A 21,835-nucleotide genomic window follows, 5' to 3' on the forward strand; every position below is an offset into this window, starting at 1 on the left:
AAGCGAACTATTCGCGTAATTTACCTGTAAAAAAATTAACCTTAGGATTCATATAATTTCCTGAAGACCGTCTGTAAATAGACAATTGTCCGCAGTGCCAAATTGAATCTGCAATGGCTCCATTAACCAGGTTCCACAATGGAAACTCTCGGTCTTCAAAAATAATTTTGAATTGTGAAATATCATCACTTGCTCTTAAAATATCTGCTGCTGTTTTAAGATTTTGTAATGTTTTAGCTCGTAATTCTAAATAGTTTAAATTGTCTTCAACTTTAATATTAGATTGCTTTAATGTGGCATTAATAATGACTTTAGACAAGTCGAAAATATGACTAATCGTTTCTAAAGTTGTTTTACCATTATCATAAGCTTTATAAGCCAAATCTGTTTCTTTTAAACCTTCACTAGACCAATAAAACCGAAAGCCCAAAGCATCAATCATTCTTGCTGCCATTGTGCCTGCTGTAAAGTCCTCAGGATAATCTGGAATTTCATAATAAGGAAGTTCCGCTTCAGATGATGATTTAATTGTATTAGTAATCATAAGTAAGTAATTATAAAACTATTAAATGCGGTTTATTCATTTTCTAACTGCGCTTTATACGTATCGATATTCGCCTTTAACTCCGGAGCTAATTCAGGTTCTCTAATATCTTTGTATTCTTTTAGTGTATCATATAGAATTTTAGCTACAATGTAACGAGCTGTTGGTTTATCGTCTGCAGGAATATTATACCAGGGTGCCTTTGGCTTCGATGTTTTATTAATAGCATCTTCATAACAAGTTTGGTAACTGTCCCAATGTTCGCGCTCATCTAGATCATCTGGTGAAAACTTCCAATTTTTGTTAGGCTTATTTAAGCGTCTTAACAAGCGGCTTTTTTGTTCTTCTTTAGAGATATTTAGAAAGAATTTAAAAATAATAGTTCCATTGTCTGCAATATGCTTTTCAAAATTATTAATTTCATTAAATCGTTTCTCCCAAAAAGCATTATCTACATCCTCTACTGATGTGATATCTGGCATATTTTCAGACATCAAATATTGCGGATGTACTCTGGTGACCAATACATTTTCGTAATGGGTTCTATTAAAAATACCAAACTTTCCTCGTGCAGGTAATGCTTTTATATGACGCCAAAGATAATCGTGTTTTAACTCTAAATCAGTAGGTGTTTTAAAACTGTGCGCTACAATACCTCTGACATTAAATTCTTTAAAGACTTCACGAATTAAACTGTCCTTACCAGCCGTATCCATACCCTGAATACAAAACAATACGGCATATTTTCCATGCGCATACATAGCGTTTTGAATCTCCGCTAAATCTTCACTGACTTTTCTTAGTTTTTTTTCAATCTTTTTTTCTTTTTCATCTAAATCATAAGACGTTGGGAGGTCTTTGATATCAATTTGTTTTGAAATTTTAAAATCATTAATGTCTATATCTTTCATAACTCTGTTTTTTATTTTGAAGCAAAAGCTTTAACATCACTCTCACTCACCTCTTTATTACCTAAAATAATTAAACGCTCTATAACATTGCGTAATTCACGAATATTACCCGTCCAGTCGTAATTTTGAAGTAATTTAATCGCTTTATCAGAAAATGTTTTTTTAACACTGCCTTGTTCTTTAGATATTTTATCAGAAAAATAATTGATAAGTAATGGTATATCTTCTCGTCTATCGTTTAAAGCAGGGACTTCTATTAAAATAACAGCCAATCTGTGATATAAATCCTCCCTAAAATTACCGTTTTCGATTTCTTTTTTAAGATTTTTATTGGTTGCTGCAACAACTCTAACGTTGACTTTAATATCCTTATCACTTCCGACGCGTTGTATACGACTTTCTTGTAAAGCACGTAGTACTTTAGCTTGAGCCGATAAACTCATATCTCCTATTTCATCTAAGAAAATAGTCCCACCATTTGCGGCTTCAAATTTACCAGCTCTATCTTTTGCCGCTGAGGTAAAAGCGCCTTTAACATGGCCAAATAATTCGCTTTCTATAAGTTCACTCGGTATTGCCGCACAATTAACCTCTATCATTGGTCCTTTAGAACGCTCACTTTTTTGATGTAACCAATGCGCCACAAGTTCTTTTCCGGTTCCATTAGCTCCTGTAATTAACACACGTGCATCGGTTGGCGCCACTTTATCAATCATATCTTGGATGCGAGCAATACCTTCACTATCCCCAATCATCTCGTAATTTTTGCTAACCTTTTTCTTTAGCATTTTATTTTCAACAACCAATTCATTTCGATCTAAAGCAATACGAACGGTATTGAGTAAGCGGTTTAAATCTGGTGGTTTAGAAATATAATCAAAAGCGCCTAAACGCATGGTATTTACAGCAGTATCTAAGTCGCCGTGACCAGAAATCATTACTATTGGTACTTCTGGCTTTATCTTTTTTGCTGCTTCTAAAACCTCAACACCATCCATTTTTGGCATCTTAATGTCACAAAGCACCAAGTCATAGTCCTCCTTTTTAATCTTTTCAATTCCGGCTAAACCATCTTCTGCTTCTTCAACTTGATATTTATCATTCTCTTCAGAAAGAATTTTCACCAATACACGTCGGATTGCTGCTTCATCTTCAATTATTAATATTTTTGGCATAGCTTTTTTAATTTTTTATGTTGAATTGGTATTTAATTTTTCAAGTAATAATTCTGAATGAGTTTATATTTTGAAAATCTTAAAAACCATAACCGTATTTATTTTTGAATAATATGAATGTCACGCTGTGGAAACGGAATAGAGATCTTATTTTCTCTGAATAGCCGATCTATTTCAAATCGAATCTCACTTTTGGTGAGATGTGCTGTAAAACTATCGTCTACAGTAAAAACAAGTTTAAAATTTAAAGCACTATCTCCAAATTCATTAAATAAAACTGATGGTTCTGGATTAGGCAATACTCTTTCTTCTGCACTTGCGACCTCTAACAACAATCTTTTTACTAATTGAACATCACTTCCATAGGCAACACCAACTTCTACAGTTTCTCTAGTTGTATTACCATTTTGTGTCCAATTATACAGACTATTAGCTAAATATAAATGATTAGGGATTATCAGCACTCTATTATCAATAGTAACTGCACGTGTGGTTCGTAATTTAATTTCAATAACACGACCGACTTTGTCTTCAATCTCTATAATATCCCCGACATGTACCGTTTGATCAACCAAAATAAAAATACCTGCAATAATATCTTGAAATAAAGTTTGAAGCGCCAAACCTATACCAATTAAAAGTGCTGCAGAAGCGGCAAAAACGGCGGTTACATTTACACCTACGCTATTCAAGGTGATTATAAAAATTATAATGTAAACTACCCATCTAAAGTAGCCATAAATCACATTAAATTTACTTTTATCCTCTTTTGGAAGTTTCCTAGTAACTAACCTAAGTAATATTCTTAATGCTATTGTTGTTAAAAAAATAGCTGTTATAACGACAATAATATCAAGAATTGAAATACTAATATCTTCACCTAAACTCATATTTTGATTTAGAAATCCTTTAGTTGATTCCCAAATATCATTTTCGGTAATGGTTGTTTCAATATGTTCTAAATCTTGAATTATCACTGTTTTTATTAATACTTAAGCCATTTAAAAAGTTCTTTATACGTTGGTTTTTTACCATACATTAAAATACCAACTCTATATATCTTGGCAGCGAACCAAACTGCAAAAATAAATGTACCAATAAGCAGTAATAATGACAAACCTTGTTGCCAAAGTGGCACTCCAAACGGAATACGCATTAGCATTACCACTGGTGATGTTAATGGTATAAATGAAAATACGGTTGAAACTGTACCGTGTGGATCTTCAATAACCGTAAAAACGCCTACATAAACCGCTAAAATTAACGGCATAAGAATAGGGAGCATAAATTGTTGCGTATCTGTTTCGTTATCTACAGCTGCTCCAATTGCAGCGTATAGAGAACTATAAAGTAAATAGCCGCCAATAAAGAAAAACATAAAGGCTACAATAAGGTTGGCCATAGGCAAATTACCAATAGCTACAATTAAGTTTTCTGCCATGGCTTGTGCCCCATCGGCTTGCATGGCTTGGTTCATCATTTCTTGTTGCGGTGTCTGAACTTGTGTTAAATCGATTCCGAAAATTGAAGAAACCACAACTAATAAAACACCTCCTAAAATCACCCAAATTGCAAATTGCGTGATCCCAGCTAAAGAGGTTCCTATAATTTTTCCCATCATTAACTGTATAGGTTTAACCGAAGAAATAATAACTTCAATAATTCTACTAGTTTTCTCTTCAATGACACTACGCATAATCATGTTTCCATAAATAATAATAAACATAAACAGTAAATAACCTGCTGCACCACCAAATGCCAGTTTTACAATATTATCTATTTTAGAGCTCTTTTCGCCTTCAAAGCTTTCTTGAGCGATGTCGATATTTGTTTTTGAAGCTTCAATTTGTGTCATGGAAACCCCATCTTTTTGAAGTTTCATTTCTCTTAATCGCTTTTCAATACGTTGTTCTAATCCTGAAATAACACTTAATGATGGAGATTCTTCGGAGAAAAACTTTACATTATTTGAAATCAATTCAAGAGAATCTACATTTGAAATATGCAACAAACCATAATCTTCCTTTTCTTTTACTAAAGCTATGGCGTCTTTAAGACTTAAGCCACTTAGGTTCGTATAGGTTGTATGTTCTGTATTCTGAAATACATCATTTAAATACCCCGTTTCATCTAATATAGAAATGGTACGTTCCTTATCGTTATTTAGTTGAGATAAATAGGCAACAACCGCAACTAGGGCAATCATTATTAAGGGACTTAAAAACGTCATTACAATGAAGGATTTATTCTTCACCTTAGTAAGGTACTCACGTTTTATAATTAAAGGTAAATGATTCATTTTTAGTTGTTTTTTACAGTTTGAATAAAAATATCGCTAGCAGAAGGTATGACTTCCATAAAGTGGTGGACTTCTGCTTTTGAGGTTAAAAATGAAAGTAAATCATTTGGAGAGGCGTGTTCGCCTAGCTTAATATTTAATTTAATATCGTCATTTAAATTTTTAAAAGTTGCCGGAAGCACTTCAAATTTATCTTGAATTTCAGAAAACACCTGATCTTTATTTAACGACTCTAAACCAACTTCAAAAGTATTGGTTTTATATTGACGCTTTATATCATTTAATTTTCCGTCTAGAACTTTATTCGATTTATGAATCAAAGCAATATGATCACATAATTCTTCTACGGACTCCATTCTATGTGTCGAAAAAATTACAGTGGCACCTTCATCTCTAAGTTGCAAAATCTCATCTTTAATTAAATTAGCATTGATAGGATCGAACCCAGAAAAAGGTTCATCAAAGATGAGTAATTTAGGTTGGTGTAATACCGTAACTATAAACTGAATTTTTTGAGCCTGACCTTTACTAAGCTCTTGGATTTTTTTATTCCACCAATCGCCAATCTCTAACTTATCGAACCAATATTTTAGTCTGGTTTTGGCTTCAGATTTGCTCAACCCTTTTAATTGCGCTAAATACAAACATTGCTCACCAACCTTCATAGATTTATATAAACCTCGTTCTTCTGGCAGATACCCAATATCTCTAATATGTTCTGGTTTTAATGGATGACCATCTAAATGAACTGTACCTTGATCTGGCATGGTGATTTGGTTGATAATACGAATTAACGTGGTTTTTCCTGCGCCGTTAGGGCCAAGTAAACCAAAAATGCTGCCTTTTGGTACAGCAATAGATACTTGATTTAGTGCTTTAAATTTTCCGAAATTTTTAGAAACGGAATTAGCAACTAATAAGTCATTCATAGATAACTAAATTTTTAGGGTGTGGTTAGTACGTAAAGATATTAAATGTTATAGATTTTAAATAAAAATGCCCTAATAATTCTATAAATTTTGAATTTTGTCTTAAGTCTTTTAACAAGTTGATTTGCAATTGAATGCTATATCTAAACAACTTAGAGTTGTGTAATAATACTTTTTAGCATTGTATAATTTTACAAAACGACTAAGTAGACAATTCATTTTTTCAAAATTAAATTTATAAAACAAAGGCTTATTAAAGATTTGCTAAAAACCAATTGGCACTAGCAATAATCGGACTTCACAACTTAGATTGTGCTTAATAGAAATTTTAAATTAGGGTTTATAAAAGAATAGTTCAAACCCTTTTTAGCTTAAAAACAAAACCCACCCTTATGGTTAGACAAGGATGGGAAAAAATTGCTATGAAAAAGAAAAATTATCGCTAATAATATTAACGATATATCAAATATACTCTTTTTTATTAAAGAATCTGATTTAAACAGACCCTTTTTTTAAGAAAACATATCTTTTACTTTTTCAAAAAAAGATTTATCAGAACTTTCAGGTTTTGGCTCAAAGTGCTCATCTTCTTTCATACTTTCAAAAAAGGCTTTTTGTTTTTTATTTAAAGTTTTAGGCGTCCATACATTTACATGTACTAATAAATCTCCTTTACCATAACCATTGATACTAGGAATTCCTTTACCGCGTAGTCTTAATATTTTACCAGATTGTACGCCCGGTTCAATTTTTATACGCACTTTTCCTGTAACAGTATCAATTTCTTTAGAATTTCCAAGAACGGCATCTGGTAAACTCACATACATATCGTAATGTAAATTATCACCTTCTCGCTTAAGAGTTGAGTGCTCTTCTTCTTGAATAGCCACTAATAAATCACCTGCAATACCATTTCCTGGAGCGTCATTACCTTTTCCTGTGACTTTAAGTTGCATCCCATCAACAACACCTGCTGGTATTTTAACAGAAACCGTTTCTTCAGAAACTTTTAAACCTTGTGCATCCGCATCTGACGGTTTTTTATCAATAGTCTGGCCTGCACCACCACAAGTTTGGCAGGTAGCAGCAGTTTGCATTCTACCCAAAATTGTATTTGTAACTCTAGTTACTTGACCTGCACCATTACATGTACTACACGTTTTATATGTCGTACCTGGCGCTTGTATTTTTCTTTTTACTTTTATTTTCTTTTCAACACCATTAGCAATATCTTCTAAAGATAAAGTCACTCTGATACGTAAGTTACTTCCTTTAACTACGCGTTGTCTGCCACCGCCGCCAAAGCCACTAAATCCGCCGCCATTACTAAAGCCACCGCCAAATATATCACCAAATTGGCTGAAGATATCATCCATATTCATGCCACCGCCGCCAAAGCCGCCACCGCCGCCGCCATTGAAGGCTTGATGACCAAATTGATCATAACGTGCTTTTTTGTCAGCATTACTTAAAACTTCATAAGCTTCTGCTGCTTTTTTAAACTTCTCTTCGGCTTCTGAATCATCTGGATTTTTATCAGGATGATATTTTAATGCCATTTTACGATAGGCTTTTTTTATTTCGGCATCAGAGGCACTTTTACTTAATCCTAATATCTCGTAATAATCTTCTTTCATCAACTAATCAACTAATTTATTCCTTGCTTTCAACTATCTGAAAACACCTGTTTTAACTATAATTGTCCAATTACAACCTTTGGAAAACGGATTACTCGGTCTCCTAGCTTATAACCTTTCTCAACAACATCGATAATCTTTCCTTTTAAATCCTCAGAAGGTGCAGGAATCTGAGTTACTGCCTCATGAAAATCTGCGTTAAAAGCATCACCTTGTTGCACTTCAATTTTAGACAAGCCTTTTTGTTCTAAGGTGTTTACTAATTTGTTATAGATTAGTAATACGCCTTTTCTTAACTCTTCAGCTTCTTTATCATCTTCAATATGCGTTAAGGCACGTTCAAAATCATCTAATACAGGTAGCATCGCCAGCATAACATCCTGACTCGCTGTCTTAAACAACTCAATACGTTCTTTATTGGTTCGTTTTTTATAATTTTCGAACTCAGCAAATAAACGCATAAATTTGTCTTTCTCTGCAACGACTTGGTCTTGCAACTGCTCTTCTGCTGTTTTTTGTTCCTTTTGCTCTTCTACTTCTGCAGTAGATGCCGCTTGATCCTCTACTTGTGGATCTTCAACTTTTGTGTTTTTATCTTTTTTACTCATCTTGAGTTTATATTTATATCTTGAACATACAATTGACAAAAGTACTGCCATTATTAAAAAAATGTCAAAATGTCATTAACATTTTTTTATCATTTTTTAGTTCACTATTAGCTATCTTTACATTTATAACACTTAAAACAAACTCACATGAAAACCTCAATTTTAAAAATTTTTACACTTGTTGCCTTTGTTGCATTTACAAGTTGTGGTAATAAAGCTAAAGAAGCTGAAACAAAAGAAGCTAAAGAAGCTACTGTAGCTGAAGTCACTGCGGTTACTTACGAAGTAAATACTGAAGCTTCTACCATAGAATGGAAAGGCTATAAACCAACCGGATCTCATTTTGGAACTATTGCAATCCAAGAAGGAACATTAGAAGCTGAAGATGGAAACGTTGAAAGTGGAAATTTCACTATTGATATGAATAGTATTGATGTCGATGATATCCCTGTAGAAGAGGAAGGAAACGCAAAGCTTACGGGCCACCTTAAAAGTGCTGACTTTTTTGACGTAGAATCTTACCCAACTGCAACATTTGAATTAACTGGTATTGAAACTGTAGAAGGTGAAACCATGTTATCTGGAAATTTAACATTAAAAGAAACAACAAATAATATTAGCTTTCCTGTAACTACAGATGTTAAAGATGACACCATAACTTTAACTAGTGAAACTTTTACTATTGACCGTTCTAAATGGAATGTAAAATATGGTTCAAAATCATTTTTTGATGACTTAGGTGATAAGTTTATTAACGATGGTATAGAATTAAAAGTTTCTATAACTGCAGATAAAACTATTTAATAAATCTTAGATTTTATTATAAAAAAAAGAGCAACCAAAATATTTAGGTTGCTCTTTTTATTTTCTAAAAGGTTAATGATTACAATTAAAAAATCCCCGAAATCGGGGATTTTTTTTAAAGCTACTATTGTGTTTATAATTTCCCTAGATTATTAGCACCTCAAAACAGTAACTTACTATTGTTTTAAAAAATCAATTATTATCTATAAATAGGTATTTTAAGCCCTACGTAAACATCTGTTGTTTTAGAACTATCAGATAATAGATTTGTAAACACAGAACCAGACCCAACCGTTAGCGGTCCTAAACGAAGACCACCTCCAAAAGACACATCACCATATTGTCTAAAGCTTAATGGCGCATAAAAACTAAACCAACTAGTTTCTAGTCTTGGCGCTACAGTTACAGTATTTAGAACCGAAGTACTTAACGCACTACCTTTCTCTACCATAGACAAATCGGCTTGCGCACTGACATACCATCTTTTTGTTAATCTATAATCTATTAGTAAATGTAGTGCTGTTGGTAATTTTATTTCCGCAGTTTCATCAACTTCTATATTGGCATAGTTATCATCTAAAAACTCTTGAACATCTTCTTCGTAAGTCGCCGTACTCACTGAATCATTTAAATCATATCTACTAACCGTAGCTTCATCGTAACTTATAGATCCAATATCGGTTACAGAGACACCAACTTTTAATTTATATGGATTTTTATGACTTGGCACATCAACATCTGCCCGCTCAGAAAACCATTGATACGTAAAACCAAAATCTAAACCAACACCTGCTGTTAAATTACTAAAATCTATATCATCGGCATCAAAATCTTGACTTGTACCATAGTTTAATCTACCTGTAGTTTCTAATACTTCTGTATCAGCTGTATAAGTACCTCCAAATCCTGGACTACTCATAAATGCACTACCAGCACCTTGAAGATATTTTAAGGTTACCCCTGCTTTTAATAAGTGTTTCGGTCTATCGATAAGTATTCTTCCATAAGCTACCCCGACTTCTGCCCACGCATGTATGGTTCCATTTAAGTTTTGAGAATCAAAATCAAAATCTTCTTCGTCATTAAAATCATCTGAAACCGCTTCAAAAAGTTCCCCATTAATATGATTAATATTAACGTTTGCTCTTACTCTACTAATCACGGCAAGACTGCTTTTTTTACTCAAATTAAGCATAAAAGAAGGACCGATAATATCAGCATTAAGAAAAAAATTATTAGCATCACTTGGAAATTTCTTAGCATCTTCTTCTAAGTCAAATCCACCATCAGAATTAATGATATCGCCTATATTAATTCCGAAGTAATCACTGCCGCCAAATACACTTGCAGACATTAAATTAATATCAGCGCTTAACTTAGAGCCAACAACACTCGATGGATTATAAGTAACACCTTGAATACCTGAATAATTATCTATAGAATGCCCCACGTAACTTTGTGAAATCCCAATGCTAAATGATAATATTGATGCTATTGAAAATAGCGATTTTAATACGTTCATAAGTAAGTTTAATTAGTAGTTTAGTTGATAAGATATAGGTTTATAAGTTATTAAAGTTCGTTACTAAAAATATGCTACAATTAGTGAATGTTTTTACTAAGCGGTATAAAATCCTAATTGTAGCCTACAATTATAGCACGTTTTCTTTAGCTATAATTAAATTTGAGGGTTAAAAAATTTTATTAATGTTTTTTACATAGGTTTGATTACAAATTTTATAAAAAAATTAAATTTAAAAAATACCCAATAACGGGTATATATTAGAATTCATATTTTTTCTCCAAAGCATATCGCATTAGCTCACCTTTACCTTGAAGTCCTAGTATCCGAATCATATTTTTACGATGCGTGTCAACGGTATGCAAACCTATAAAAAGCTCATTAGCTATCTCTCGCGAGGTTTTTCCTTGTGCAACTAAACTCAAAATCTCAACTTGTCGCTTTGTTAATAATCCTTTAGTACTTTTATTGGCATCATTTTCAATTTCAATTTCAATATCTGCATCAAAATAGGTATTTCCACCATAAACGGAACGTATTGCTTTTAAAACTTCATCTAAAGGTGAATTTTTTAATAAGTAACCCGATGCACCTGCGTTTAGCATTTGTTTAATGGCAGACTGTTGATCAAACATACTAAACCCTAAAACCTTGATCTTAGGAAATTCCTTTTTTATTTGCTGAGTTGCATTTATTCCATCTAATTTTGGCATTCTTATATCTGTAATCACAACATTGGGCTGCTTAAGGCGCACTATATCTATAAGTTCTTCTCCATCGTTAGCTGTGCCCACCACAAGAATATCTTCTTCATTTTCTAAAAGTAATTTTATACCATCTATAAAAGATTGGTGATCTTCTGCTATTGCTAATCTAATCATAATGGCATGTCAATTATTATTGTAGTTCCTTTTCCTATTTCAGACTCAATAGTGAATTGCCCCTCTAGGTGCTCTACGCGCTTGTCAATACTATTAATCCCCATACCTTTAGTCGTTCTTGGTTGTTGCTTAGGATCAAACCCTATACCATTATCTTCAACCATAATATTAAGATTGTTATCATAATTAGTTAAGTGTATAATCGCATGTGTTGCTTTAGCATGTTTAATGACATTAGTCACTAATTCTTGAATAATTCTAAAAATTGAAATTTCTAAGGTATTATCTAAACGTTGCTCCAACCCAAAGCTCTGAACCTCAAACAATAAACCATCTATACCTGAGGCATTTTCTACTATTTTTTCTACCGCTGGCAATAATCCATTTTTAGCCATTACCCCAGCGTTTTTTAAATGTGCCATAGAACGAATCTCATTATAGGCATCATCTAGTAACACTCTTGTTTTCTGTATTAAAACATCTGATGGTTCGCTGCTATCTTGACGCTTTACCAAATAATCAAATTGTAGTTTTGCAGCCGCTAAAGTCGCCCCTACACTATCGTGTAAATCTGCAGCAATACGTTGACGTTCTTTTTCTTGACCTTCTATCATTGCATCAACAATTGAAAATTCTAAATCATTTAAAATCTTTTCTTTTTCATCAATTTGTTTTTGCCGCTCTTGCTTCGCTTTTAATTGTTTTCGTTTTGAATTTCTAAAGACTATAAAAGTTAAAATTGAAAGCGCTGATAAACTTCCTCCCCACGCTAAAAAAAGATTCGTCTTCTCTTTTTGATGGGTCATTCCCAATTTTAATGTCTTATTAATATTAACAAGACTATCTTTAGTTCGTCTATTATCAATTTTTATCTTTTCTAAAATTCTTATAGAATTAATCTCTTCTAAAGTTGACCTTATATCTTTTCTTAAGTCTTGATATTTTATGGTTAAATCAAAATCTCTTTTTCCTTTATAGGCTTCAAATAAATAAAAATAAGCCGCATCAATCATTTCTTTATTAGAAATTTTCTCAGCATACTCTAAGGTGTGATTTGCTGCGATTATTAAATCGTCATACCGGTTTTGCTTATAATAATTTTGACTAAGTACGCTATAGGCGTGAGCTAAAATATTATAATTTCCAATTGAGTCGCCAATTTTAATCGCTCTATCAATATACGTCTTAGATTTTGGATAGTCCTTTTTTTGAATGTGAGAGTTACTGATATTAATTAATCCTAAAGCTTCCTTTTGTTTATTTTTAATTGCTCTAGCTAGTGATAAACTTTCCTTATAATACGAAATCGCTTTATCAGATTTATAGCGCCAAGCATATATATTACCTATATTAACTAGCGATTGAGATATTAAAGCGGTGTCTTTAACCGACTTACTTAACTCTAATGCTATTTCAAAATGCTTTTTGGCTTCATCGAGGTTAAAAACTTTTTTATAGGACACACCTATACCACTATTAGCATTGGCTTGCCCTCGCTTGTCACGTAATTCCTCATACAGATTTAAGCTCAATCCGTAGTTTTTTGATGCATTTGATATATTTCCAAAAATTTGTTCAATATTTCCTAAAAGCACCAAAGCATCAGCTTTTTCTTTTTTTAATTGGCGCTCTTTAGTAAAATCTAATAACTGCAATGCCATTGCATAAGCACTATCTGTTTTACTTTCAAAATAGTTTTCTATAATATATTCCTTGTAGGCATTTGCTCTAATAGCATCTGTAATTTTGGTGTTTTCCCAAGTAATTAACAGCGGATTATTCACTTTTTCTTGACTATAACAAAGTGAAGAAAAAAGCATAACAAATAATATAAGCTTTATAGTAACGTATTTTGCTTGCATAAAATCTTTACAGTTTTTAAAAGTCCCACAATCATAAATCTACTTTTATTTATTCAATATAAAAATACTGTAGAATTTTTACAACCATCTAAAATGAATTAATAAATCAAAGATGCAATTTTATTACACATCAAAACATACCCAATTAAGGGTATATTTAAAAAAATTAGGAGTAAAATGTTAAATGAGCTAAACATCAAAACAAAATCAATTATTCACTGTAAATGAATATTGAGAGTGATGTGATGTTATTGTGAATTGAATTATATAAAAATATACTTAATCGCTGCAATCATACCAATAAATGCTATAAAAGCAAGAAGCATCCATAAGGATCCTTTATAGTATTTTTTATGAAGTTTAAGATCCTTACGATACTGAAAGCCAATAACAATTGCAAAGGCAATAAAGAATAAAATTCCAAAAATCAATTGACCAGTCGTAAACATCTTCTTATTTTTATGCAAAAATAAGAATTAAGCTATTAATAAAACTACTATGCAAGACAAAATCAATGCTGTAAAAGCATTTCATACCGCGTTTAAAATAGGCCATCGTGAAACCCCAAAAGCAGATTTAGGACTCAACAAAAATATCCTTCGATATAAATTAATGCGTGAAGAAAATGAAGAGTACTTAGACGCTGCTGCTGCCAATGATTTAGTTGAAGTTGCTGATGCGTTAGGAGATATGCTTTACATTTTGTGTGGCACAATAATCGAACATGGTATGCAACATAAAATAGAAGAAGTCTTTGAAGAAATACGACGTAGTAACATGAGTAAACTTGGAGAAGATGGCGAACCTATTTACAGAAAAGATGGTAAAGTTTTAAAAGGCCCTAATTATTTTAAACCTAATATTAAAGATATATTAGAACGTTAATAATACTTTAAAAGATAAAGTTGACATCTAATTATAAAAAAAAGGGAAAATGACTTTTAGAAAATCATTTTCCCTTCTTAATATTTAATTAATTTTCACCTCATGTCTCCAACCATGTTTATCATCTGATAAATTGTGCTGGATATTTAATAAGGTTTGTTTAAACAACTTAGCATAAGAATCTTCAGCGTCAGTTCCTGATATTTCAAACAACTCTTCTTTGTGCTGAAAAGCTGAAATTGGACTAATCACCGCAGCTGTACCAGCTCCAAAAACTTCCTTTAAACTACCATCCTTAGCTGCTGCTTTTATTTCTTCAACAGTAACACGTCTTACCTCGCATGTAACCCCTAAGTCTTCAGCAATTTGTATCATACTCTTACGAGTTACACCATCTAAAATTCTATCACTAGTTGGTGCCGTAATCAGTTTATCACCAACTCTAAAAAATACATTCATTGTTCCAGCTTCCTCTAAAAATTCGTGCGTACTCGCGTCGGTCCAAACCACTTGCTGAAAGCCTTTTTCTAATGCTAAAGCGGTTGGGTAAAACTGTGCAGCATAATTACCTGCGGCCTTTGCAGCACCAACACCTCCATTTGCAGAACGGCTATAGTAATCCGCTATTAATACACGAACCGCAGAATTGTAATATGATTGTGCCGGCGAACAAATAATCATAAATCGATACATATTTGCTGGCGAAGCAGAGATTGCTGGTTCTGTTGCAATTACAAACGGGCGTATATATAAAGAGTTACCCATACCTGGCTTGATCCAATCTTTATCTAAATTTAATAAGGCTTCTAAACCTTCAAAAAAGTAATTTTCAGGAAAAGCTGGCATCGCTAATCTGGCAGAAGATTTGTTAATTCTCTCGAAGTTTTGTTTTGGTCTAAATAGAAATACTTTTCCATCGTCGTCTTTGTAAGCTTTCATCCCTTCAAATACCGCTTGACCGTAATGAAATACACGTGCCGAAGGATCATAAGTCATCGGTTGGTATGGCATTACTTTTGGTGTTTGCCATTTTCCATCGGCATAATCACAAACAAACATGTGATCCGTAAATACACGACCAAAGTCTAAATTATTAAAGTCTACACTATTAATTTTTGAAGTCTCAGAAGTTTCAACACTGAGTTTGTCTGTATAATTGTCCATATTTATCTATGATTTTCAAACAAAAGTACATAATCAGCACGGTTAATAAAAGGTTATATTCCCTAAAATTAACTAAATTTGCAATTACATAAAATTTCAAATCAAAACCTATCAATAATGAAAAAAATCATTTTACTTTTTACTATTAGCTTAGTCGTACTCTCTTGTAAAGATGAAACTAAAACTCCTGAAACTAAGGCAGAAGACACTAAACAAGACATAGCATATGCCTCTTTTGGCAAAGAAATTAACGATGCAGATGCCTTAACTTCAGAACGTATGATGGAACACTACAAAGGCTTAAAAGCTGGCGACACTATTAACTCTAAAGTTAAAGGAAAAATCATTGAAGTTTGTTCTAAAAAAGGCTGTTGGATGACTTTAGACATGGGTGATGATAAACAAGTTATGGTTAAATTTAAAGACTATGGTTTTTTTATGCCTTTAAATGCTGAAGGCGAAGTTGTAATGAACGGTAAAGCTTATGTTTCTGAGACTTCAGTTGACGAGCTTAAACATTACGCTGCAGATGCGGGCAAATCTGAAGAAGAAATTGCTGCGATAACAGACCCTAAATTTGAATACGGTTTTTTAGCTGATGGCGTATTACTTAAACAATAACGTTTTAAGCTGTGCTATTTTTCTATTTTTAATGCTTTTTAGCTGTAAAAATGAAGAAAAAATAGTAGAGGCTCCAGTAGAAAAAAAGGTAGAATACGAAATGTATCAGCCTTCTGAGATGTCAGGGTTTATGAACGCTATGTATGCGTATAATGTACAATTAAAAACGCAAATTGTAGCAGGAGAAACACCAAACTCAATGCCTTTAGATTTATTAAAATTGCACACTGCTGAAATGACTGATGGTAAATCTAGGACTCAAAACTGGGAAAGTTTTGTCAATGTTTTTATTGAATCGCAAGAAGCTGTTGTCGATACGCTTTCTAATACAGAATTAAAAACACGTTTTAATACTGCTATTAATAACTGTTTAAGCTGTCATAAAACAGAATGCACAGGACCTATACCTAAAATTAAAAGACTACTGATACCATAACATTGAAACGAAAAATAATTACTACCTCAGACGGTTCTAAAACCATACAAATAGAAGAATGGAATGAGCAATACCATTCTATTCATGGGGCTATACAAGAAGCAAATCACGTTTTTATAAAACATGGTTTGCTTTTTTACTCTGAAAACTTAAATAAGCATCTCACTAAACAAAATTGCGATTCTGAAAGCAACTCTATAAATATTCTAGAAATAGGATTTGGTACAGGATTAAATGCTTTTTTAACTCTAATTGAAGCCGAAAAACTAAATCAGAAAATTAATTACACAGGAATTGAAGCTTATCCTGTTCAGCTTAACGAAATTGAGCAACTTAACTATGTTGATCTGATTTCTACTCAGCATAAAGCAATTTTTGAGAAGCTACATGATATATCTTGGGAGAAACCTCAAGACATATCTTCTCGCTTTCAACTTGAAAAACAAAAAAAGTTTTTCAAAGATATCACCGCTAAAAACCAGTTTAACATCATCTACTTTGATGCTTTTGGTGCTCGCGTTCAACCCGATTTATGGACCGAAGACATTTTTAAAATAATGTACACGTCCCTTAAAGTCAATGGTGTTTTGGTGACCTACTCAGCTAAAGGCAGCGTGAGACGCGCTATGCAAGCTGTTGGCTTCACCGTAGAACGCCTACCTGGGCCTCCTGGTAAACGTGAAATGTTAAGAGCAAAAAAACATTCAATAAGCAAATAATTTAGTGTAAGTTAATAGCTTATTAAATATTGAGGTAAAAAAACAAATACTAATTTTACGGATTTGTAGAATGAACAGTTTTGCGACTTTGCAGTTTTGCGAGAATTATCACACTGAAACACAAAGCGTTTACACTGAGACTCGCAGAAAAAACATAAAATAATATAGACACGTCACGCTTCAAAAAACGAAACTAAATCCTCATTCAAACGTTAAATCATAATTAAACTCCACACAATCAGCCACCACCTTTCGTACCTTTACATAAAAACAGCAAATGACGGTTTTAATTACAGGTGCTACAGGATTAATTGGACAGGAGATTGTTAAACAATGTCATGAACAAGACATTAATGTTCATTATTTAACGACCTCAAAATCGAAGCTTTCTACAGACTCCAATTATAAAGGCTTCTATTGGAACCCTAATGAAAACGAAATTGACCATAAATGTTTTGAAGGTGTTTCAACTATCATCAATATGGTTGGTGCTTCAATTTCTAAACGCTGGACAGACAGCTATAAAAAAACCATTCTTAATAGCAGAACCCAAACTGCAGAACTACTTCTCAACACTATAAAAACACACAATTATACGATTAACCAAATTGTCTCAGCTAGTGCTATTGGTATTTATCCAACAAGTTTAACTAACTATTATGAAGAAAGTAACACTCAAATTTCAGAAACATTTCTAGGTAAAGTTGTTCACAAATGGGAATCTGCTGTAGATGATTTTAAAACCATAGGCTGTAAGGTTGCTAAAATTAGAATTGGTCTAGTTTTAGCTAAAGATGGTGGGGCACTCCCCCAAATCGTAAAACCGATTAAGTATGGTGCAGGTGCTGCTTTTGGCAGTGGCAAACAATGGCAAAGCTGGATTCACGTTAAAGATTTAGCTGCTCTTTTTGTATTTGCGGTTAAAAATGAATTTGATGGTATTTATAACGGTGTTGCACCAAACCCTGTGTGTAATAAAGAATTAACTAAAGCTGCTGCTCGTCAATTAAAGCGCCCATTAATTTTACCCAATATTCCCAAATTTGTAATGAAATTAGCCCTTGGTGAAATGCATATTTTATTATTCGAGAGTCAACGTGTAAGCTCGCAAAAAGTAGAAGCTGAAGGGTTTGATTTTAAGTATGTAAATTTAAAACCTGCTTTAGAAGATTTGTTGTGATACTTCAAATTAAAAACACTTCTTTTTTTCATTACTCCACCGAACTTATTTGCCTAAAATTTCTAAAAAAAAGACAACTTGCATTTTAAAATAATTTTATATATTTGCCATTAGTTAACATATGTGGTTTTATGCATGTGAAAATTTAAAACATGACTAATTATATTTCAACCTTTAAAGCTTTATCTGATCACACACGATTAAAAATTGTTTGGTTATTAACCAATATCAATGAAAAGATTTGTGTTTCAGAGATTGTTGAAGTGTTAGATGAATACCAATATAACGTATCCCGTCACCTGAGGATATTAAAAGATGCGCAGCTTATTGAGGAAATAAAAGAAGGTAAATGGGTTTTTTATTATCTATCCCCTACTACTGATGAATTTAGTCAAATTATAAAAAAAGCAATCCGTTCTATTCCTGAAAAAGAAATGACCAAAGAAATGACCAAATGTAAAGCTTTACTTGCCTTACGAGAAAATGAAAAGATAATTTAGAAAAAATTAACCCCACAAAAATGTCATCACATTTTTTTTAGCCTAACATATGTGTTATTTTACATATGTTAAATTTGAATCTTTAATTAAACTTAATATTATGAATGAAAAATTTAATTTAGCACTAGAAGAGTTTATACACGTTGGTGCTGTACTTGTTTTAATAATCGCTTTAGTATCTGTGCTTACTGGATTAATAAGGGCATTTATACCACAAGAAAAATTACAAAAGAAATTTGCTAAAACAGGAAAATATAGCGGGTTAATGGGAGCTTTATTGGGCATTCCAACACCATTTTGTAGTGCCTCAATGGTTCCTGTTTCTATGGGTATGATAGAAATGGGCGCACCTTTCGCCATGGTGTTTTCATTCTTACTCTCTGCGCCTTTAGCTAATTTTGTTGTAGTCGGATTTATTTTTGGCGTCTTTGGCTGGAAGGTAGCCTTAGTTTATTTTCTAATTGTATTTATTGGCTCAGTACTGTTGGGTACACTTGCAGGCAAAACCTCCTTAAAAAACGAAGTGAAACTTATAACTGTAAAAGCTATAAAAAATAGAACATCATGCACACCTCAACCTCAAACCAGCTGTTGTGATTCAAAACCAGATTTTGAAACTTTAACTAACGAATGTAAAGACGTAAATAAAGAAAAAAACCTATCAAAAGCTTCTATTCTAACTTTAAATCTATCAAGCGCTACTAGTTCAAAATTAAATGAAGCCCTAATATTTGGGTGGTCATTATTTAAACGAATTTTTCCTTATGTTTTAATTGGTGCCTTAATTAGTGCCGTTTCAACAATTTTTGTAACCGATGATTGGGTTCAAAAATATTTGGGAAATGACAGCCCTCTTGCAATCCCAATTGCATCTGTAATTGGAGTGCCTTTGTATTTAAGAATTGAAATGGCAATCCCAATATTGAATGCTTTAATCCTAAAAGGAATGAGTATGGGAGCAGCAATGTCTTTAATTATAGGAGGAACAGGAGCTAGTTTACCCGAAATAGCGATTATTTCTTCTATGCTAAAACCCAAAGCAATTATTGCATTTATCTGTTCTGTAATGCTAATGGCCATTGCAGGTGGCTACATTTTTTACTTTTTCTTCTAAATAAATAACATCATGAAAACCTTAACAAAAATAATTAAACCAATATTAGATGCTTGTCCTTACACTATGATTGGCAAAAAATGTATCCGAGTTGTTGGTGGTAAAAAAAGCATAACCAAAAAACCTGATAAAAAAATTATACGGCTACAAAAAGGTATGAAAACAGGACGAAATCTTTCATTAATTGGTGTTTTCTGTCCTTTCTTTTGGTTTGCCTTGTTAACCGGAATGAGCAAAGATTTTATTATACTCAATGCCATGCACTCGTCTATAGTTGTAGCTATCGGACTCATTATTGTACTCTTCAATTATGTAGCCATACGTTACCACAGAAGTAATGCTTAATTATTGAACCCTCAATACCTTCTAAAATTTAAAAATTACATATTGAACAACAGTGATTTTTAAATTTTAGACGGTGTTGGTAATCAGGGAATATAATGCTCACCAAGTTTTACAGAATAATCTACAATACGTTTCACTACTTTATTAGGATCCTTTCGACGCCAGTTAATAAATAAATCAACTTGATTGGGTAATTCGATAAACCTCACATTTTGATTGTTAGCAAACTTAAACGAATAGGGTAAAATTGAAACCCCTAAGTTATTAGCTACGAGATTTAAAATAACACTTCCAAAATCCGATTCAATAGTCGTCTTAGGCTCAAAATCATTAGCACTAAAAACCTGTCGTAATAATGTTGAAAAATACGTGCTATTATGCAATGCTGAAATTATAAAATTTTCATTTTTAGCCATGTTTAAGTCTGTAAAATTAGCTTGAGTCAACCTATGGTTTTTAGGAACTACGAGACATATGGATTCGGAATACAATTTCTTTGATGCAATTATCGGATTCAATATTTCATCACGACTTATGGCAATATCAATATGATAATCTAATATTAATTTTTCATGATTTAAATCTGTTGGCTCAGTTAATTCAATTTTTAAATCAGGCATTTCATCCGTTAGAACATTCATTAAACTAGGTAAAAATCCTGATGAAATGGAACCAGGATAGGCTAATGAAATAATTCCAGAAGCACCTACATCAATTTTTTTAGCTTGAATATGAATACGATTTAACTCACTAATAGAATTGGTCCACTGTTCTTTAAGAAATTTACCTGCACTAGTAAGCTTTACATTTCTTTTATCGCGTTCTAATAATTGAATCCCTAACTCATCTTCTAAGCCTTGAATCTGACGACTTAATGTGGACTGAGAAATCGAAATTTTCTCTGCTGTCTTCCAAAAGTGTAGTTCATTTGAAAGTTCTAAAAAATATTTAATCTGTTGAATTGTCATGATTAATGCAATTTACGCATTAGTTGACTAAAAATATGTATTTTTTAATTTATACTAAAGTTTTTCCTTTGCCGAAACATTATGTTTAAATCTAAATCATTTTGATTATGGGAATAGAAAATTTTATTACATTTTTATTTACGGCTTTCATTTTTGTTATCACACCAGGAATGGACACTGTTTTTGTATTAAACAAATCTATAAGTCATGGTAAAAAATCAGGAATACAAGCAGCGTTAGGTATTAATTCTGGGGTTATTGCCCATACCTTAATGGCAGCATTAGGACTTTCTGTTTTAATCTCAAAATCGGCATATGCCTTTACAATTATTAAATATTTAGGTGCGCTTTATTTGTTATACATGGGAATTACTAGTCTTGTAAATCAGAAATCGGTTATCGCTTCTGAACAAGAAAACAATCATCAAAGTAAAAGAAAAAGTGATTTTTGGTCTGGTTTTATAACCAATCTATTAAATCCGAAAGTTGCATTATTCTTTTTGGCTTTATTTCCTCAATTTATAAATCCTAATGATTTAGAAAATCCTATACCATTTATTCTCCTGGGAATTACCTTCTCTGTTATAGGAATCATATGGTACTTGTCGCTAACACTATTTGCAGGACATTTTTCTCAAAAATTTAACGAAAACCCTAAAGCAGGCTTATGGCTGAATAAAATTTCGGGAGGTATATTTATTGTGATGGGTTTAATGATTGCAACAACTTAA

24 protein-coding genes are annotated in these 21,835 nt (G+C 32.5%); 10 read left to right on the top strand and 14 right to left on the bottom strand.

Annotated elements, in window-relative coordinates:
* Positions 1 to 7: 7 nt before the first annotated feature.
* The 8 genes from HM982_RS08195 to HM982_RS08230 all read right to left on the bottom strand — a co-directional run bounded on the left by HM982_RS08195 (position 8) and on the right by HM982_RS08230 (position 8,103).
* On the bottom strand, positions 8 to 544 hold the full coding sequence (locus HM982_RS08195; RefSeq protein WP_179352658.1) for a hypothetical protein: 537 nt from the start codon (positions 542 to 544) through the stop codon (positions 8 to 10).
* 32 nt (positions 545 to 576) lie between these two features.
* Positions 577 to 1,455, bottom strand: a complete 879-nt coding sequence (locus HM982_RS08200) for a PPK2 family polyphosphate kinase (RefSeq protein WP_179352659.1) — start codon at positions 1,453 to 1,455, stop codon at positions 577 to 579.
* Positions 1,456 to 1,466: 11 nt separating this feature from the next.
* On the bottom strand, positions 1,467 to 2,630 hold the full coding sequence (locus tag HM982_RS08205) for a sigma-54-dependent transcriptional regulator (RefSeq protein ID WP_179352660.1): 1,164 nt from the start codon (positions 2,628 to 2,630) through the stop codon (positions 1,467 to 1,469).
* 98 nt (positions 2,631 to 2,728) lie between these two features.
* The gene (locus HM982_RS08210) at positions 2,729 to 3,604 is read right to left on the bottom strand and encodes a mechanosensitive ion channel family protein (protein ID WP_394354349.1); all 876 of its coding nucleotides are present in this window, start codon (positions 3,602 to 3,604) and stop codon (positions 2,729 to 2,731) included.
* 11 nt (positions 3,605 to 3,615) lie between these two features.
* On the bottom strand, positions 3,616 to 4,929 hold the full coding sequence (locus HM982_RS08215) for an ABC transporter permease (protein WP_179352661.1): 1,314 nt from the start codon (positions 4,927 to 4,929) through the stop codon (positions 3,616 to 3,618).
* A 2-nt stretch (positions 4,930 to 4,931) separates the two neighbouring features.
* Positions 4,932 to 5,858: an ABC transporter ATP-binding protein gene (locus tag HM982_RS08220; RefSeq protein WP_179352662.1), complete on the bottom strand. Its 927-nt coding sequence runs from the start codon at positions 5,856 to 5,858 to the stop codon at positions 4,932 to 4,934.
* A gap of 512 nt (positions 5,859 to 6,370) precedes the next feature.
* Positions 6,371 to 7,495, bottom strand: coding sequence for a molecular chaperone DnaJ (gene dnaJ / locus HM982_RS08225; protein ID WP_179352663.1), 1,125 nt, complete (start codon positions 7,493 to 7,495; stop codon positions 6,371 to 6,373).
* Positions 7,496 to 7,551: 56 nt separating this feature from the next.
* Entirely contained in the window at positions 7,552 to 8,103 is a 552-nt protein-coding gene (locus tag HM982_RS08230) for a nucleotide exchange factor GrpE (RefSeq protein WP_179352664.1), read from the bottom strand.
* A gap of 147 nt (positions 8,104 to 8,250) precedes the next feature.
* Between HM982_RS08230 and HM982_RS08235 the strand changes: the two genes are divergently transcribed.
* Positions 8,251 to 8,907, top strand: a complete 657-nt coding sequence (locus HM982_RS08235; RefSeq protein WP_179352665.1) for a YceI family protein — start codon at positions 8,251 to 8,253, stop codon at positions 8,905 to 8,907.
* Between the two features lie 199 nt (positions 8,908 to 9,106).
* On the opposite strand, the gene HM982_RS08240 is transcribed toward HM982_RS08235, so the two are convergent.
* The 4 genes from HM982_RS08240 to HM982_RS08255 all read right to left on the bottom strand — a co-directional run bounded on the left by HM982_RS08240 (position 9,107) and on the right by HM982_RS08255 (position 13,621).
* The gene (locus HM982_RS08240; RefSeq protein WP_179352666.1) at positions 9,107 to 10,429 is read right to left on the bottom strand and encodes a DUF5723 family protein; all 1,323 of its coding nucleotides are present in this window, start codon (positions 10,427 to 10,429) and stop codon (positions 9,107 to 9,109) included.
* A gap of 260 nt (positions 10,430 to 10,689) precedes the next feature.
* Positions 10,690 to 11,310, bottom strand: coding sequence for a response regulator transcription factor (locus HM982_RS08245; RefSeq protein WP_179352667.1), 621 nt, complete (start codon positions 11,308 to 11,310; stop codon positions 10,690 to 10,692).
* The gene (locus HM982_RS08250) at positions 11,307 to 13,172 is read right to left on the bottom strand and encodes a tetratricopeptide repeat-containing sensor histidine kinase (protein WP_179352668.1); all 1,866 of its coding nucleotides are present in this window, start codon (positions 13,170 to 13,172) and stop codon (positions 11,307 to 11,309) included. Before HM982_RS08250 ends, HM982_RS08245 begins: the two co-directional genes overlap by 4 nt.
* A 263-nt stretch (positions 13,173 to 13,435) precedes the next feature.
* Positions 13,436 to 13,621, bottom strand: coding sequence for a hypothetical protein (locus HM982_RS08255; protein WP_179352669.1), 186 nt, complete (start codon positions 13,619 to 13,621; stop codon positions 13,436 to 13,438).
* 49 nt (positions 13,622 to 13,670) lie between these two features.
* On the opposite strand from HM982_RS08255, the gene HM982_RS08260 reads away from it, so the two are divergent.
* On the top strand, positions 13,671 to 14,057 hold the full coding sequence (locus HM982_RS08260) for a pyrophosphohydrolase domain-containing protein (protein ID WP_179352670.1): 387 nt from the start codon (positions 13,671 to 13,673) through the stop codon (positions 14,055 to 14,057).
* A gap of 84 nt (positions 14,058 to 14,141) precedes the next feature.
* On the opposite strand, the gene HM982_RS08265 is transcribed toward HM982_RS08260, so the two are convergent.
* Positions 14,142 to 15,221: a branched-chain amino acid aminotransferase gene (locus HM982_RS08265; RefSeq protein ID WP_179352671.1), complete on the bottom strand. Its 1,080-nt coding sequence runs from the start codon at positions 15,219 to 15,221 to the stop codon at positions 14,142 to 14,144.
* A 117-nt stretch (positions 15,222 to 15,338) separates the two neighbouring features.
* Between HM982_RS08265 and HM982_RS08270 the strand changes: the two genes are divergently transcribed.
* The 7 genes from HM982_RS08270 to HM982_RS08300 all read left to right on the top strand — a co-directional run bounded on the left by HM982_RS08270 (position 15,339) and on the right by HM982_RS08300 (position 20,136).
* The gene (locus HM982_RS08270) at positions 15,339 to 15,842 is read left to right on the top strand and encodes a DUF4920 domain-containing protein (protein ID WP_179352672.1); all 504 of its coding nucleotides are present in this window, start codon (positions 15,339 to 15,341) and stop codon (positions 15,840 to 15,842) included.
* The gene (locus tag HM982_RS08275; RefSeq protein ID WP_179352673.1) at positions 15,820 to 16,278 is read left to right on the top strand and encodes a hypothetical protein; all 459 of its coding nucleotides are present in this window, start codon (positions 15,820 to 15,822) and stop codon (positions 16,276 to 16,278) included. Before HM982_RS08270 ends, HM982_RS08275 begins: the two co-directional genes overlap by 23 nt.
* 2 nt (positions 16,279 to 16,280) lie before the next feature.
* Positions 16,281 to 16,997: a tRNA (5-methylaminomethyl-2-thiouridine)(34)-methyltransferase MnmD gene (gene mnmD / locus HM982_RS08280; RefSeq protein WP_179352674.1), complete on the top strand. Its 717-nt coding sequence runs from the start codon at positions 16,281 to 16,283 to the stop codon at positions 16,995 to 16,997.
* A 277-nt stretch (positions 16,998 to 17,274) separates the two neighbouring features.
* Positions 17,275 to 18,177: a TIGR01777 family oxidoreductase gene (locus HM982_RS08285; RefSeq protein ID WP_179352675.1), complete on the top strand. Its 903-nt coding sequence runs from the start codon at positions 17,275 to 17,277 to the stop codon at positions 18,175 to 18,177.
* 152 nt (positions 18,178 to 18,329) lie between these two features.
* On the top strand, positions 18,330 to 18,677 hold the full coding sequence (locus tag HM982_RS08290) for an ArsR/SmtB family transcription factor (RefSeq protein ID WP_179352676.1): 348 nt from the start codon (positions 18,330 to 18,332) through the stop codon (positions 18,675 to 18,677).
* Positions 18,678 to 18,777: 100 nt separating this feature from the next.
* Positions 18,778 to 19,791 carry a permease gene (locus tag HM982_RS08295; RefSeq protein ID WP_179352677.1) on the top strand — a complete coding sequence of 338 codons (1,014 nt, stop codon included), beginning with the start codon at positions 18,778 to 18,780 and terminating at the stop codon, positions 19,789 to 19,791.
* 12 nt (positions 19,792 to 19,803) lie between these two features.
* A complete protein-coding gene (locus tag HM982_RS08300) occupies positions 19,804 to 20,136 on the top strand; it encodes a hypothetical protein (RefSeq protein ID WP_179352678.1) in 333 nt (110 codons plus the stop codon).
* A gap of 83 nt (positions 20,137 to 20,219) precedes the next feature.
* On the opposite strand, the gene HM982_RS08305 is transcribed toward HM982_RS08300, so the two are convergent.
* Entirely contained in the window at positions 20,220 to 21,104 is an 885-nt protein-coding gene (locus tag HM982_RS08305) for a LysR family transcriptional regulator (protein WP_179352679.1), read from the bottom strand.
* A 107-nt stretch (positions 21,105 to 21,211) separates the two neighbouring features.
* On the opposite strand from HM982_RS08305, the gene HM982_RS08310 reads away from it, so the two are divergent.
* Complete coding sequence (locus HM982_RS08310; protein ID WP_179352680.1) at positions 21,212 to 21,835, top strand: LysE family translocator; 624 nt, start codon at positions 21,212 to 21,214, stop codon at positions 21,833 to 21,835.

The organism is Winogradskyella vidalii, assembly GCF_013403955.1.
GTDB lineage: Bacteria > Bacteroidota > Bacteroidia > Flavobacteriales > Flavobacteriaceae > Winogradskyella > Winogradskyella vidalii.